Below are 14611 nucleotides of genomic sequence, written 5' to 3'. Positions count from 1 at the left end.
CTTTTGATGAAAAGCAGACGATTCGGTGAAACTGTCAGCCGTTTTCAAATCGCATTTCACGCCCGGTTCATTTTGATGTGCATTGCAACACGCGCATTCCCGTTTATTCGAGTGCTTTCACCCGGCAGCCGGACCGGTGATTCCGGTCGATTGAATTCGCAGGGTTTTGTTGCTACGATCGGCTGCGCCGTGCGTTGACCGGCGGCGGCTGCACGGCGCCGCGCAAGGCCTCTGCGCGCGGCGCGCCGTGCGTCATTCGGCATTCAGCATTCGCGGGAGCATTTCAATCGGCTGCGGCGCGTGCCGGATTATGCGGATTACGCGCCCGTGCGAATGCGGCTCCCGTTTCGGCACATTTACGGGAGAATTCGCGTGAGCCTGTTGAAAATCGCAGTCGAGCCGGCGCTGATCGGCGCCTTCCTCACCACGCATGAACAGGTCGATGTATTTCAGACCGATTTCACGAATATCGCGGCAATCGTGGTCGGAATCGATTCGGCGCAACAGGTGCTGAAAACCGTCGAACGAACCGGGTTCGCGATTCCGTTCTTCGTCGCGGTCGAGCCCGGCCAGGAAGTGCCGCCGTCGGTCCTGCCGAGCGCGAGCGGCGTGATCCAGCTCCGTCATGGCGGCCGTCACTACTACGGCCGGCAGATCTCCGCCGCCGCCGACATCTACAGCGAGAACCTGCTGCCGCCGTTCTTCAAGGTGATGCGCGAATACGTGCAGCGCGGCTACGTGGAGTTCGACTGCCCCGGCCACCAGGGCGGCCAGTTCTTCTCGAATCATCCGCTCGGCCGGATGTTCTTCGACTTCTTCGGCGAGGCGATCTTTCGCGCCGACCTCTGCAACGCGGATGTCCGGCTCGGCGATCTGCTGATCCACGAAGGCCCCGCGCTGGAAGCGCAGCGCAATGCCGCGCGGATCTACAACGCGGACAAGACGTATTTCGTGCTGAACGGCACGTCGACGTCGAACAAGGTCGTCACGAGCGCGCTGCTCGCCCCCGACGATCTCGTGCTGTTCGACCGCAACAACCACAAGTCGGTGCATCTCGGCGCGCTCGTGCTGTCGGGCGCGCGCCCGGTCTACCTCGAAACCGCGCGCAACGCGTGGGGCCTCATCGGCGGCGTCGACCGCGCGGCGCTCGACGAGTCGCGCATTCGCGACGCGATCCGCGACGTCGCGCCGGAGCGCGCCGACCGCCCGCGCCCGTTCCGACTCGCGGTGATCCAGCTCGGCACCTACGACGGCACGATCTACAACGCGCGCGAGATCGTCGACCGGATCGGGCATCTGTGCGACTACATCCTGTTCGATTCGGCGTGGGTCGGCTACGAGCAGTTCATCCCGATGATGCAGGACTGCTCGCCGCTGATGCTCGCGCTCGGCCCCGACGATCCCGGCATCTTCGTCACGCAGTCGGTGCACAAGCAGCAGGCCGGCTTCTCGCAGACGTCGCAGATCCACAAGAAGGACAGCCACATCGAAGGCCAGAAACGCTTCTGCGATCACCGGCGCTTCAACAACGCGTACATGATCCATGCGTCGACGAGCCCGTTCTACCCGATGTTCGCGGCGCTCGACGTTAACGCGCAGATGCACGCGGGCCCGGCCGGCAAGCGCCTGTGGCGCGACTGCGTCGCGCACGGCGTCGACGCGCGCAAGCTGCTGCTCAAGACCTGCCGCCAGATCCGTCCGTTCGTGCCGCAGAACGTCGACGGCCGCCCGTGGGCCGACTACCCGACCGAGCAGATCGTCGACGACCTGCGCTTCTTCCGCTTCCACCCGGCCGACACCTGGCACGGCTTCGAGGGTTATGCGGACGACCAGTATTTCGTCGACCCGTGCAAGCTGCTGCTGACGACACCCGGCATCGATCGCGATACGCACGAGTACGCGCCGTTCGGCGCGCCGGCGCCGATCCTCGCGCGCTACCTGCGCGAGCACGGCGTCGTGCCCGAGAAGGCCGACCTGTACACGATCCTGTTCCTGCTCACGCCGTCGGAAAGCTTCGGCAAGCTGCAGCACCTGGTCGCGCACCTCGCGCAGTTCGAACGGCATCTCGACCAGGACACGCCGCTGCGCGAAGCGATTCCGTCGCTGTGCGAAGCGTATCCGGAGCTGTACGGCAACATGCGCCTGCGGCAGCTGTGCCAGCGGATGCACGACTTCTACCGCAGCCACGACATGAAGCGTCTGCAGAAGCTGATGTTCCGGCGCGCACGATTTCCGAAGCAGGCGATGCTGCCGCAGGCCGCGAACGCCGAGCTGATCCGCAACAACGTCGAACTCGTCACGCTCGATCGCATCGAAGGCCGGATCGCGACGGAAGGCGCGTTGCCCTATCCGCCCGGCATCTTCTGCGTGGTGCCCGGCGAAGTCTGGGGCGGCCCGGCACTCGACTACTTCCGCGCGCTCGAAGCCGGGATCAACGCGCTGCCGGGTTTCGAGCCGGAAATCCAGGGCGTCTATCTGCAAACGCAGCCGGACGGCACGAAACAGGCGTCGGCGTATGTGGTGGCGGCCGGCGCCGACGCGTCGAGTGCATAACCCGGCGGGCAGTGCGGCAGCTGTGCTTCGGGACTGCCGGACGGCGCGGGCATCGTGACGTGAATGCGTGGCGGGCGGCGCGCCGCGCCCGCCCCGTCACCACGCCTGCCGGTAAATCTCCAGCGCGTCTGCTTCCGTCACCTCGCGCGGGTTGTTCACGAGCAGGCGCGTCTGCAGCATCGCGTCCGACGCCATCCTCGGCAGGTCTGCCTCGCCGATACCGACCTCGCGCAGCGTGCGCGGAATGCCCGTCGCGGCGATCAGCCGGTCGATCTCGCCGATCAGCGCGTGCGTACGCGCTTCGTCGCTGCCCGTCGCCGACGGCGCGACGATCGCCGCGAGTTCCGCATACAGCGGTGCGGCGGCCGGTGCGTTGAAACGCAGCACGTGCGGCAGCACGAGCGCATTCGACAGCCCGTGCGGCACGTGGAAGATCCCGCCGACCGGATAGGCCAGCGCATGCACGGCCGCGACCGGCGCATTCGCGAACGCCTGCCCCGCGAACATCGCGCCGACCAGCATCGCCTCGCGCGCGTGGCGGTCGTGGCCGTCGTCGCACGCCGCGAGCAGGTTGCGCGACAGCAGCGTCAGCGCGTGCACGGCCAGCATGTCGGACACCGGGTTCTTCAGCCGCGCGGACGTGTAGGCCTCGATCGCATGCACCATCGCGTCGATGCCCGTCGCGGCCGTCGCCGCGCGCGGCAGGCCGAGCGTCAGCTCGGCGTCGAGGATCGCGACATCGGCGAACAGGTGCGGCGACACGACGCCCATCTTGCGCGCCTCGCCGACCGTGACGATCGACACGGCCGTCACTTCGGAACCCGTGCCGGCCGTCGTCGGCATCTGCACGAGCGGCAGCCGCGCGCTCGTGACCTTGTCGACACCGTACATGTCGGCCAGCGCCTGCTGCCCGGGCACGAGCACCGCGATCAGCTTCGCGACGTCCATCGACGATCCGCCGCCCAGGCCGAGCACGATCTCGGCATCGGCCGCGACGGCCCGCTCGGTCGCGTCCAGCACCACGTGCTCGGGCGGATCGGCGATCACGTCGTCGATCACGGTGACCTGCCAGCCGTGCGCGGCGAGGCTCTCCAGCGCCGGCGCGAGCACGCCGCTGCGATGCAGGAACGCATCGGTAACGACGCACAGCCGCACGAGCGCCGGAAAGCGTTCACGCAACAACGCGCCGAGCCGGCGCGCGGCGCCGAATTCGACGACCTGCGTCGGCACGGTACGGAATTGAAACGGGTTCATCAGGCGCCTCCCGGCGACGTCGCCGTGCCGGTGTCCGGCTGCACCATGAAGCGCAACACGTCGCGGCGATCGAGCAACGGAAAGATCGCGCCGACACCGATCCGCTGGAAATGCGGCGTATCCCGATGCACGTCGAGGCCGTCCGCGTGGCGGTAGCGTTCGAGGATCACGATGTGGTCGGGGTCCTCCGCCGACCGGAAATACGCGTAGTCGAGGTTCTGCGGCTCGGTGCGCGTCGCCGGCGCGAGTTCCGCGAGCAGTTCGAGCACGCGGTCGCCGTTGCCGGGTTTGGCGAAGAAATGCGCGATGACCTGCAGGTAGGGTTCGTTCATGTTGCGCTCCGTGTTCGACTGGGGGCCGTCACGACGGGGACGCACACGATGCGCGGCGAACCGGGGGATTCGAACGCGACGGCGCAACGCCGTGTCACTGGCTTGTCGTCGCATTGTATTGAATCCGCACGGTCTTCGCAGAGCCGGCATCGGGCCGCAAAAGGCCCGGCGAAACCCGTGCCCCTTTCACGGCGCGGCGGATCGCAGCGGGGAGCCCGCCGCGACGATTACCACGGCACCGTGCGCCCCAGATAGTCGAGATACTCGAGCCCCGGGCGCGCCCGCTTGGCGACCAGCACGTCGACGAGGCTCGGCACGCTTTCCTCGATCGTCAGGCGCGCATCCGGCCCGCCCAGCTCCGTGCGGACCCAGCCGGGTGCCATCAGCACCATCGCACGCCGCGTATCGGCCTGGCGCGCCGCGAAGCTGCGCATGAACTGGTTCAGCGCGGCCTTGCTGCCGCGATAGACCTCGCGCATCCCGCTGACGTTGTTCGCGACGCTGCCCTGCCCCGACGACATCGCACCGATCAGGCCGTCCGCGGTCACGCAATCCTGCAGCGTCTCGATCACGCGCATCGGCGCCAGCGCATTCGTGACCATCACGCGCACGAACTCGTCGGTCGTCACTTCGCCGATCGTTTCGGTCGGCTCGTTCGTCGTTCCCGCATTCACGAACAGCATGTCGAAGCGCCGGCCCGACAGCCGCTCGCGCAGCGCAGCCAGTTGCGCCGGCTCGCAGATGTCGAGCGTCTCGATGTCGAGCCGGCCGTCGAACCGGTCGGCGAGGTCGTGCAGCCGCGTGCGCCCCGATCCTTCGCGCACGGTGCCCGTGACGCTCCAGCCCTTGCCCAGGAATTGCTTCGCCATCGCGAGCCCGAGGCCGCGCGAGGCCGCGACGAGCAGGATCGTCGGTGCGTTTTTACTCGATACAGTCGATTGCATGGTGTCCGCCTTTGCCGGGTTGCGTCATGCAGCCACTATAGGTGCGCATCACGACAGGCACCAGACGCACCCGACTCAAACCATAGTTGCACCGAACGCCATGTCACATCGTCCGGTGGCGTATCCTGTCGCCATGGAAGACATCGACCTGAACCTCGTCACCGCGCTCGACGTGCTGCTGTCGGAAGGCAGCGTGACCGGCGCCGCGCGCCGGCTCGGCCTGAGCACGTCCGCGATGAGCCGCACGCTCACGCGGCTGCGGGTGTCCACCGGCGATCAGCTGCTCGTGCGCGCCGGGCGCAAGCTCGTGCCGACGCCGCACGCAGCCGCGTTGCGCGACCGCGTGCACGCGATCGCAACCGATGCGCGCGCGGTGCTGCGGCCGGCGACGGCCGACGTGGATCTGGCGACGCACGCGTCCACGTTCACCATCCGCGCGGCCGCATCGTTCATGGAAATGCTGTCCGGCCCGGTGGTCGCCGCACTCGGCGAAATCGCGCCGCAGGTGCGCATCCGCTTCGTCCCGAAACCCGACCGCGATCCGCAAGCGCTGCGTGACGGCGCCGTCGATCTGGAAATCGGCAAACGCGGCGACGATGCCCCCGAACTGCACACACGCATGCTGTTTCACGACTGGCACGTCGCGGTGGCACGCGCCGGGCATCCGCTGTTCGCATCGGGCAGGATCACGCCCGCGCGTTATGCGGCCTGCCGTCACGTGATCGCGTCGCAGCTCGGCGATTTCGGCGGGCCGGCCGACGACCCGGCCGGCGGGGCCGGCCAGGGCGACACCGTGCGCGTCGTCGTACCGGGCTACCCCGATGCGATGCGTGTCGCGGCCAGTACCGACCTGATCGCGCTCGTGCCGCGCTCGAGCCTCGGCAACGCGTTCTCGCCTGGGCTTACGGACGCCCTCGGGCTGCGCAGCTTCGAGATCCCGGTGCGCCTGCCCGGGATCCTCGTTTCCGCGCTGTGGCATCCGCGCATGCACGGCGACCCCGTGCATCGCCGCCTGCGCGATGCGGTCATCGCCGTCTGCCAGCGCGCGTATCCGGATTCCCGCACACCGCACACATCGCACACATCACGCCCGCCGGCGCGCCGCACCGGCCCGCGCGCCGCAGGCTGACACGCGGTTCAGACCAGCCGGCCGCCGCCGTCGATGTGCAGGATCTCGCCGTTCATGAAGCCGTTGCCCAGCAGGAACGCGATCGCCTCCCCCACTTCATCGGCGCGCCCGACCCGGCCGCCGGGCAAAGCCGACGCCGCATCCGCGAGAATCGTGTCGCGCGCTTCCGCGCCGAACGCGTCGTAGAGCGGCGTCTCGACGAAGCCGGGCGCGACGACGTTCACGCGAATCGGCTTCAGTTCCAGCGCGAGCGACTGCGCCAGCGCCTCGACGCCGCGCACGGCGGCGGCTATGACGGAGGTGCCGTGCGCGGCCGGACGATCCGACAGTTGCCCGCCGGTCAGCACGATCGAGCCGGTTGCCGGCATCAGCGGCAACGCGGCCCGGATCGCGTAGACCGGCCCGGCGATACGTTCCTGCAGCGCGGCGAGCAGGTGATCGGGATCGGTCTCGTTCAGCTTGCCCGCAATGAACCGGCCGGCCGTGACGACCAGGTGATCGACGCGCGTGAGCGCGTCGAATACGGCCTGCACCGCCTGCCGGTCCGCGATGTCGGCCACCGCGATGCGCGCGCCGCCGATCGCCTGCGCGGCGGCCTCAAGCTTCGCGCGGGTCCGGCCGACCAGCGTGACGCTCGCGCCTTTCGCCTTCGCGGCGGCCGCGGCCTCGAGGCCGATTCCGGAGCTTCCGCCGAATACCACGACGTGCGCACCGTCCAGTGCCGAAGATTGCGTTGCCTCGTTCATGTCGACTCCTCGTCAGGGATTGAAGGTTCGCGAACGTTAGGTCATTCTCCATTGCGCAGGAACGTGGGAGATTTGAATAAGGTTCATTCCTCAAAGGAATAAGATGGAATCGCTGCGATCCATGCGCGTGTTCGTCCGCGCCATCGAGCTCGGCAATTTCTCGGCGGTCGCGCGCGAGGAAGGCACCGGCCAGCCGACGATCAGCAAGATCGTCGCCGCGTTCGAAAAGGAACTGGGCGTCCGCCTGCTCGAACGCTCGACCACGAGCCTCGCGCCCACCGACGAGGGCCGCCGGTTCTACGATCGCTGCAAGCGCGTGATCGACGAATACGCGAGCGCGGTGGCCGAGGTGCGCGGGCAAACGGTGCGGCCGGTCGGCAAGCTGGTCGTCAATGCACCGCTGGGGCTGGGGGAGCTGAGGCTGAATGCACTCGTGCTCGAATTCCTCGCCGCATGGCCGGAGATCGAGGTCGAGCTGCAATTGACCGATCGCGTGATCGACCTGGTCGAAGAAGGCGTCGACGTCGCCATCCGCCTCGGCCACCTGCTGCCGCCGGATGCCGTGGCGCGTCCCATCGCGTCGTCGCCCCGCCTGCTGGTCGCCACGCCGAAGTACGTCGCGCAGGCACCGAGGCTCCGCCGGCCGGAAGACCTGGCGCGGCACGCGTACGTCGGCTACGCACGCGCGGACATCGGCAACGAACTGGCATTCGCCCGCGGCGACGAGCAGGTCGCCGTTCCGGTGCGCGGCCGGTATCGCGTAAACAGCTCGATGGCGCTGCGGGAATGCTTTCTCGCCGGGAACGCGGTGGGCAGCGGGCCGGCGTGGCTGGTTCAGGACCTGATCGACAGCGGTCAACTCGTCCGGTTGCTGCCGAAGTGGGACATGGTGCCGCCGCATGCGCTGCACCTCGTGTATGCGTCGCGCCGGTATCTGCCGCTCAGGACCCGCACGTTCCTGCAGTTCATGGAGCAGCGGATTCCCGGGCTGCCCGGGTTCCATGCGACGACCGCCGCGACCGCCAACCCTGCCGGGCGCGCATCGCGGCAGCCCCGCTGACCGGCGGGCGTCGCGGTCACGGCCGGCCCGGGCGCCGAACCGCCACCGTTTTCCCGACCCGCCGAATTCCCGCTATTGCGGCGCCACCCGGCGGCGGCAGCAGGCCGTTCGGCTAAAATGCCGCACTTTCCACCTTGTCCGGCCCGCTCGCCATGCAACCCGCCTCCTCCGCCCAACCCGCCGCCCATGGCGCCGACGCCGCAGGTGCGGCCCGCGACCTCGTCTACGGCCCGAACGACCGGCCGGCGCCGATGGTCGCCTTCATCGCAGCGCTGCAGCACCTGCTGGCGATCATCGTGCCGATCGTCACGCCCGGCCTGCTGATCTGCCAGGCGCTCGGCGTGTCCAGCCGCGATACGACCCTCATCGTGTCGATGTCGCTGGTGATTTCCGGCATCGCCACCTTCGTCCAGTGCAAGCGCTTCGGCCCGCTGGGCGCTGGCCTGCTGATCGTACAGGGCACCAGCTTCAACTTCGTCGGCCCGCTGATCGCCGGCGGCAGCCTGATGGTCAAGCAAGGCACGCCGGTCGAAACCGTGATGGCCGCGATCTTCGGCGTCGTGATTGCCGGGTCGTTCGTCGAAATGGGCGTGTCGCGCATCCTGCCGTTCGTGAAGCGCCTGATCACGCCGCTCGTCACCGGCATCGTCGTGCTGCTGATCGGCCTCACGCTGATCAAGGTCGGCCTCATCAGCATGGGCGGCGGCTTCGGCGCGATGGCCAACGGCACCTTCGCGAGCGCGGAGAACCTGACGCTGTCCGGCCTCGTGCTCGGCACGATCATCCTGCTGAACCGCGTGCCGATCGTGTGGGTGCGCAGCACCGCGCTCGTCATCGCGCTCGTCATCGGTTATCTCGCGGCCGCGTTCCTCGGCCGCCTCGACTTCACCGGCATGCACCAGGCCGCGCTGTTCCAGGTCCCGACGCCGCTGCACTTCGGCATCGGCTTCTCGTGGTCGCTGTTCGTGCCGATGCTGATCATCTACCTCGTCACGTCGCTCGAAGCGATCGGCGACGTCACGGCCACCAGCAAGATCTCGAACGAGCCGGTCGAAGGGCCGGTGTGGATGCAGCGGATCAAGGGCGGCGTGCTCGTCAACGGCGCGAACTCGCTGCTGGCCGGTGTGTTCAACACGTTTCCGAGCTCGGTGTTCGCGCAGAACAACGGCGTGATCCAGATCACCGGCGTCGCCAGCCGCCACGTCGGCATCTGGATCGCGGGCATGCTCGTGGTGCTCGGCCTGTTCCCGGTCGTCGCCGGCGTGCTGCAGGCCGTGCCGGAACCCGTGCTCGGCGGCGCGGCGATGGTGATGTTCGGCGCGGTGGCCGCATCGGGCATCAACATCCTCGCGGGCGTCCAGCTCGATCGCCGCGCGCTGCTGATCATCGCGGTGTCGCTCGCGCTCGGCCTCGGCGTGTCGCAGGTGCCGGACATCCTCAACAGCCTGCCGCACGCGCTGAAGAACGTGCTGGAGTCGGGCGTGGCGACGGGCGGCATCTGCGCGCTCGTGATGAACTGGTTCCTGCCGGAAAAGAAGTAAGCGGATGATCCGCACGACGCGCGGTGCACCTGACGGGCCGCACCGCGCGTCGTACCGGCCGGCACCCGCGGCGCCCGGTGCGGGCAACGCGATCGGCGTATCGCCAACCGGCCGATTCGGCTCGCGCCACCTGTTGCCCCGATTCCACGCGGGGCCGCGGCGCGCCTGAAACCGCTCGGCCGCTGTCGCCGGCATCACCGGTTCCCGTACGAACGCCGCATCGGACAATCGCAGCAGCGTACGCACGACAGCCACCACGTCGTGAACCGGCAGCAGCCCGCCATCGCAAGGGCGTCCGGCGCGGCACAAGCCACCAGCCACACCCCACGAAACGCACACACCGAACTGCGCTTTCAGCGTACCCCGGGTTTATCGACCCCGTGTCGGCGGCGATCAAAGGTCAAACCCGGTCATGCCGCCTTGGCCGATCGATTTGTGCTGGTTAGAATCACGACATGCCCCGAGCCCCTGCCCCCAACAACGCCCCCGAGACGCCCGCCGTCCCCGTCAAGGAACGCGCGACCGTCGTCTGCTACCGCGGTGAACGAGTCCTGCTCGTCGCCCGCGCGGCGTCGCGCTGGGCCCTTCCCGGCGGCACGATCAAGCGCGGGGAATCGCCGCTCGAAGCCGCGCATCGCGAGTTGTCCGAAGAAACCGGCATAACCGGCCAGAATCTCGTCTATTCGATGCAGTTCACCGGGCTCGCAAAGATCCATCACGTGTTCTTCGCGGAAGTCAGCCCGGACCAGACACCGCAAGCGAACAACGAGATCGAGAAATGCAAGTGGTTTCCGATCGACGGCGTCGACGGATTGCGTGCAAGCATTCCGACGAAGCGAATCGTCGAACTCGTCCATCAACACGAAATCCGCAAGACGTAGCGCGCGCCGGACGAGCGCATGCGCCGGCCGGCGGCCGACTCGAGTCGCTGGTCGTGAACCCGCGACGCACGACCGCTCAGTGCATGCGCTTCCTGCGCAATTCGCGCGTGGAATAGACGACGAGGAAGATGCCGAGCATCGCGGCACCGGACGCCATGAAGTCGTTTGCGCTACCCGAACCGTGCAGGGACGCCGGGAATATGCCGAGACTCAATCCTGCGGCCGCGAGAAGCAATCCTGCAGCCACGCCCCAGATCGGTCCGGCGGTCTTGTCGATTTTATTTTGCATGCAGCACCCGTCTACAGTCATTACCTGAACGGTATCGGCAAAGAACGCCGCGTCTACCTTCAGTGATTCCACTATAGCCCGGAAAAAAATCATTGAAGCTTCAGTGCTTCTACCGATCAAGTTTTATCGATCGCGGCCGCCCGGGCGAGTTGTTGTCAAAGATGCCGCTCCGGATTGCAGTCTCGGTGCCCAGCAAACGTGCCCGGTATCGCCGACGTCGGTACACACACATCCGCGAGTGCCCGGAATGGATCGGCAATCCGGCTCGGCCGAGCCGGCACCGGCCACCGAAGAACGCATATGCCGCACGCCCATATGCATTCCACGATCGCTTGTTTTACCGCACAACGTCGCGGCGCTAAGCTCGGAACCCGCCGTCGACTTCCCAATGGCTTCCCCGCCTTCGCCCACCATGCCGAACTCCGCCGACCAGGCCGCCGACTGGCTGCTCTCCGGACTCGAACTGCGCAGCACGCTGTTTCACGTGGGCCGGTATTGCGGCGTCTATCGCGCATCGACGGCCGGCCATCAGCGCGCGAGCTTCCACCTCGTGCTCGAAGGCGCATGCTGGTTGCACCTGCCCGCCCGGAACGGCCGTGCCGCGCACAACACGCGCCTCGTCGCCGGCGACGCGGTGTTCCTGATGCACGACATGACGCATTGCCTGACGCCCGACGCGATTGCGCCGTCCGACGACGAATACACGGTACGGATCGGCACGATGACGCCGCTTGCCGAGCCGGCGTCGTCACCGGGCGACGTCGCGCTGGCATGCGGTTTCTTCGAGTTTCGTTCCGATCTTGGCGACGCGATCGCCGGCCTGCTGCCTGACCACCTCCTGGCGCGCCACGACGACGCGAAGCTGGCGGGCGCACGCACGTTGTTCGACCTGATCCGCACCGAAGCGGCGCGTGCCCAGGATGCACCGTCGCCGCTCGTCAATCGTCTGACGGATGCGCTGTTCTTCTATGCACTGCGTGCCGTCGCGAGCAGCGACGACTTTGCGCCGGGCCTGTGGTCGGTCATGCGGCGCGCCGAATTTACGCCGCTCGTCGGCGCGATCATCGAGAAACCCGGCGACGACTGGACCACGCACACGATGGCCGCGTTTTGCCACATGTCCCGCGCGCGCTTCTGCAAGCAGTTCGCGCAGGCATGCGGACAGCCGCCCGCGCAGTTCCTTGCGCTGCTGCGCATGAAGGTCGCGGCCGAGATGCTGCGGCAGGGAGCATCCACGCTCAGCACGGCCGAGCATGTCGGCTATCAGTCGGAATCCGCCTTTGCGCAGGCATTCAAGCGCGTCACCGGCCTGCCGCCCGGCACCTGCCGCCGCGCCCCGGAGCGCACCGGCGCGACACCCGTGCATTGACGCGAGACAAACGCGCATGAAACAGAGACGGCCGCGCATTGCCGGCTCGACCGGCGCCGCCAACAATGACGGCTTTCCGATCGAGGATGCCATGAGCCGCCTGCCCCTCCAAACCGTCGAAAGCGCGCCCGAAGCCAGCCGCCCGTTTCTCCAGAAGTCGCAAGCCGCCAACGGCTTCCTGCCGAATCTCGTAGCCGCACTCGCCAATGCACCGGTTGCGCTCGAAACGTACCTGACCGTCGGCGAAATCAATTCACGCAGCGGCCTCACGCTGGCCGAGCGCGAAATCGTGCAGATCACCGCCGCCGCCGTTCATGGCTGCGGTTTCTGCGTGGCCGGCCATACGGCCGTCGCGCTGAAGAAGGCGCAATTGCCCGCCGCGCTCGTCGACGAGGTCCGCGCGCAGCGCCCGTTGTCCGACGCGCGCCTCGATGCGGTCGCCACGTTCACGCGCGACGTGATCGCGACGCGCGGCGCCGTGTCCGACGAAGCGCTCGCCGCGTTCAAGGCGGCCGGCTACAGCGATGCCGGCGCGCTTGAAGTGGTACTCGGCGTGAGCCTCGCGACGCTTTGCAACTTCGCGAACAACCTGGCGCGCAACGAACTGAATCCGCAGCTCGAAGCGTATCGCTGGGAGCCGACGGCGCGCGCAGCATGACCGCGCCGCCGAGCTCCGATGCGTTCGACGCATGGCTCGAAGCAAATGCCGACGCGCTCGACGTCGACCCGTCGCGTGCGGCGGACATCCTGCCGCAGCTGGTGCGCTCGCGCACCGTCGCCGTCGGAGTGCCGGAGGTCATGGGCGGCACGGGCGGCACGATCGCGGACGCGATCGACACGGTGGCCGCCGTCGCGCAACGCTCATTGACGGCCGCATTCGTGCTGTGGGGACATCGCACCTTCATCGAATACGTACTGCAGAGCGACAACGACGCGCTGCGTGCGCGCTGGCTGACGCCGCTGCTCGACGGCGAAGTGGCGGGCGCCACCGGTCTTTCAAACGCGATGAAGTACCTGTCCGACATCGAACCGTTGCAGATGCACGCGGCCCGCAGCGGCGACGCGTTCGTGCTGAACGGCAGCCTGCCGTGGATCACGAACCTGCGGCGCGAAGGCTTCATCGCCGCGGCAGCGTTCGATCATGACGACGGCACGCCGCCGTCCGTCTTCGCGATTCCGCACGACGCGCGGGGCGTCGAGCGCAGCGACGATCTCGACCTGATCGGCCTGCGCGCGAGCAATACGGCCGCGCTGCGCGTGAGCGATACCGTCCTCGACGAATCGTACCGCCTCGCGGCCGACGCCCCGGCCTGGCTCGCGCGCGTGCGCCCGGCGTTTCTCGGCTTGCAATGCGGGATGTCGATCGGGCTGGCGCGGCGCGCGTTGCTGGCCACGCAGGATGCCAGCGCGCCGTCGCGCGCGTCGCTCGGCGCGGAAATTCGCGAACTCGAAACGACGCTCGCCGATCAGGCCGCGCAGTTGAAGCGCGGCGTGCTCGACGGCACCTTCCTCCACTCGCCCGCGACGATGTTCGAACTGCGCATCGCGCTCGTCGAGACCGTCTCGCAGGCGGTCTCGCTCGAAGTGCAAGCGACCGGAGGGCGCGGCTATCTGCGCGGCCAGAGCGGCAGCGCGCGGCGCGTGCGCGAAGCGTCGTTCATCCCGATCGTGACGCCGAGCCTCGTGCAATTGAAATCGCAGCTCGCGCGGCATCGACGGGCGGCGGCAGCATGACGCAAGGCGCGCATATCGTCGCGAACGGCGTCACGTTGCGGTACGGATCGCGCAGCGTGCTGAACGGCGTCGACCTGTCGGTTGCGCCCGGCGAACTCGTTGCGCTGCTCGGGCCGAGCGGGTGCGGGAAGTCGTCGCTGTTGCGGGCCATCGCCGGCCTGACGCGAACCGCATCCGGCACGATTCGCGTCGATGGCGAGCCCGTCGACGGCCCGCGCCCGGAGGTCGCCCTCGCGTTTCAGGACCCGTGCCTGCTGCCGTGGCTCACGGTCGAGCGGAACGTGGGGTTCGGGCTGACCTTCGCGCGTCAACCGCACCTGACACGTGCAGGCCGCAAGGGACGCGTGACGAACGCATTGGCCGCCGTCGGGCTCGACCATGCACGGCACGCGCTGCCGTCGCAGTTGTCGGGCGGCATGGCACAGCGCGCGGCGCTGGCGCGCTGCCTCGCGCGGGCGCCGCGCGCGCTGCTGCTCGACGAACCGTTCGGCGCGCTCGACGAAGTGACCCGCGCCGACATGCAGCAGCTCCTGATTGCCGCGGTGCGCAACACCGGCGCGTCCGCGCTTCTGGTCACGCACGATATCGACGAAGCGCTGCTCGTCGCCGATCGGATCGTGCTGCTCGGCAAGCGCGGCACGCTGGTCGGACGCTGGGCCGTCGAACTGCCGCAGCCGCGGCACACGCAGGTGCGCTCGCTCGGCGAGCTGCGCATCTCCATTCTCCAGGCGCTGCAGAACTCGATTTCAGCAGCCGCCTGAATCCGGCCGATACCAGCG

General features: G+C 68.1%; 14 protein-coding genes. 9 read left to right on the top strand and 5 right to left on the bottom strand.

Annotated features, from left to right (window positions below; genetic code table 11):
- The first annotated feature begins 372 nt into the window (after positions 1-372).
- Positions 373-2553 (top strand): ornithine decarboxylase, encoded by a 2181-nt coding sequence (locus AB3K92_RS13130; protein WP_369465218.1) that lies wholly within the window; start codon positions 373-375, stop codon positions 2551-2553.
- A gap of 96 nt (positions 2554-2649) precedes the next feature.
- Here AB3K92_RS13130 and AB3K92_RS13125 read toward each other — a convergent pair whose 3' ends face one another.
- The 3 genes from AB3K92_RS13125 to AB3K92_RS13115 all read right to left on the bottom strand — a co-directional run bounded on the left by AB3K92_RS13125 (position 2650) and on the right by AB3K92_RS13115 (position 5083).
- Complete coding sequence (locus AB3K92_RS13125) at positions 2650-3807, bottom strand: iron-containing alcohol dehydrogenase (protein ID WP_021162885.1); 1158 nt, start codon at positions 3805-3807, stop codon at positions 2650-2652.
- Positions 3807-4139 (bottom strand): putative quinol monooxygenase, encoded by a 333-nt coding sequence (locus AB3K92_RS13120; protein WP_021162884.1) that lies wholly within the window; start codon positions 4137-4139, stop codon positions 3807-3809. The genes AB3K92_RS13125 and AB3K92_RS13120 overlap by 1 nt, the downstream gene beginning before the upstream one ends.
- Before the next feature lie 227 nt (positions 4140-4366).
- Positions 4367-5083 (bottom strand): SDR family oxidoreductase, encoded by a 717-nt coding sequence (locus AB3K92_RS13115; RefSeq protein ID WP_369465217.1) that lies wholly within the window; start codon positions 5081-5083, stop codon positions 4367-4369.
- Positions 5084-5216: 133 nt separating this feature from the next.
- Between AB3K92_RS13115 and AB3K92_RS13110 the strand changes: the two genes are divergently transcribed.
- Positions 5217-6212, top strand: coding sequence for a LysR family transcriptional regulator (locus AB3K92_RS13110; protein ID WP_059495066.1), 996 nt, complete (start codon positions 5217-5219; stop codon positions 6210-6212).
- 8 nt (positions 6213-6220) lie between these two features.
- Here the strand turns inward: AB3K92_RS13110 and AB3K92_RS13105 are convergent, their stop codons facing one another.
- Entirely contained in the window at positions 6221-6958 is a 738-nt protein-coding gene (locus tag AB3K92_RS13105; RefSeq protein WP_175890918.1) for an SDR family oxidoreductase, read from the bottom strand.
- Between the two features lie 103 nt (positions 6959-7061).
- On the opposite strand from AB3K92_RS13105, the gene AB3K92_RS13100 reads away from it, so the two are divergent.
- The 3 genes from AB3K92_RS13100 to AB3K92_RS13090 all read left to right on the top strand — a co-directional run bounded on the left by AB3K92_RS13100 (position 7062) and on the right by AB3K92_RS13090 (position 10440).
- Positions 7062-8018: a LysR family transcriptional regulator gene (locus AB3K92_RS13100; protein WP_060072351.1), complete on the top strand. Its 957-nt coding sequence runs from the start codon at positions 7062-7064 to the stop codon at positions 8016-8018.
- A 152-nt stretch (positions 8019-8170) separates the two neighbouring features.
- A complete protein-coding gene (locus AB3K92_RS13095) occupies positions 8171-9559 on the top strand; it encodes a nucleobase:cation symporter-2 family protein (protein WP_042977444.1) in 1389 nt (462 codons plus the stop codon).
- 455 nt (positions 9560-10014) lie between these two features.
- Positions 10015-10440, top strand: coding sequence for an NUDIX hydrolase (locus tag AB3K92_RS13090; RefSeq protein WP_124468092.1), 426 nt, complete (start codon positions 10015-10017; stop codon positions 10438-10440).
- 76 nt (positions 10441-10516) lie between these two features.
- Here the strand turns inward: AB3K92_RS13090 and AB3K92_RS13085 are convergent, their stop codons facing one another.
- Positions 10517-10729 (bottom strand): hypothetical protein, encoded by a 213-nt coding sequence (locus AB3K92_RS13085; RefSeq protein ID WP_060072364.1) that lies wholly within the window; start codon positions 10727-10729, stop codon positions 10517-10519.
- A 388-nt stretch (positions 10730-11117) separates the two neighbouring features.
- On the opposite strand from AB3K92_RS13085, the gene AB3K92_RS13080 reads away from it, so the two are divergent.
- From AB3K92_RS13080 to AB3K92_RS13065, 4 genes are all read left to right on the top strand, one after another.
- The gene (locus AB3K92_RS13080) at positions 11118-12098 is read left to right on the top strand and encodes an AraC family transcriptional regulator (protein ID WP_369465216.1); all 981 of its coding nucleotides are present in this window, start codon (positions 11118-11120) and stop codon (positions 12096-12098) included.
- 91 nt (positions 12099-12189) lie between these two features.
- A complete protein-coding gene (locus AB3K92_RS13075; RefSeq protein ID WP_059622076.1) occupies positions 12190-12756 on the top strand; it encodes a carboxymuconolactone decarboxylase family protein in 567 nt (188 codons plus the stop codon).
- A complete protein-coding gene (locus AB3K92_RS13070; protein WP_069254361.1) occupies positions 12753-13832 on the top strand; it encodes an acyl-CoA dehydrogenase family protein in 1080 nt (359 codons plus the stop codon). The genes AB3K92_RS13075 and AB3K92_RS13070 overlap by 4 nt, the downstream gene beginning before the upstream one ends.
- Positions 13829-14593 carry an ABC transporter ATP-binding protein gene (locus AB3K92_RS13065; protein WP_060224394.1) on the top strand — a complete coding sequence of 255 codons (765 nt, stop codon included), beginning with the start codon at positions 13829-13831 and terminating at the stop codon, positions 14591-14593. Before AB3K92_RS13070 ends, AB3K92_RS13065 begins: the two co-directional genes overlap by 4 nt.
- The last annotated feature ends 18 nt before the right edge of the window (positions 14594-14611 follow it).

It is taken from the genome of Burkholderia sp. Bmkn7, from assembly GCF_041103175.1.
GTDB classification, from domain to species: Bacteria; Pseudomonadota; Gammaproteobacteria; order Burkholderiales; family Burkholderiaceae; genus Burkholderia; species Burkholderia cepacia.
This window is presented reverse-complemented; position numbering and strand designations above follow the sequence as displayed.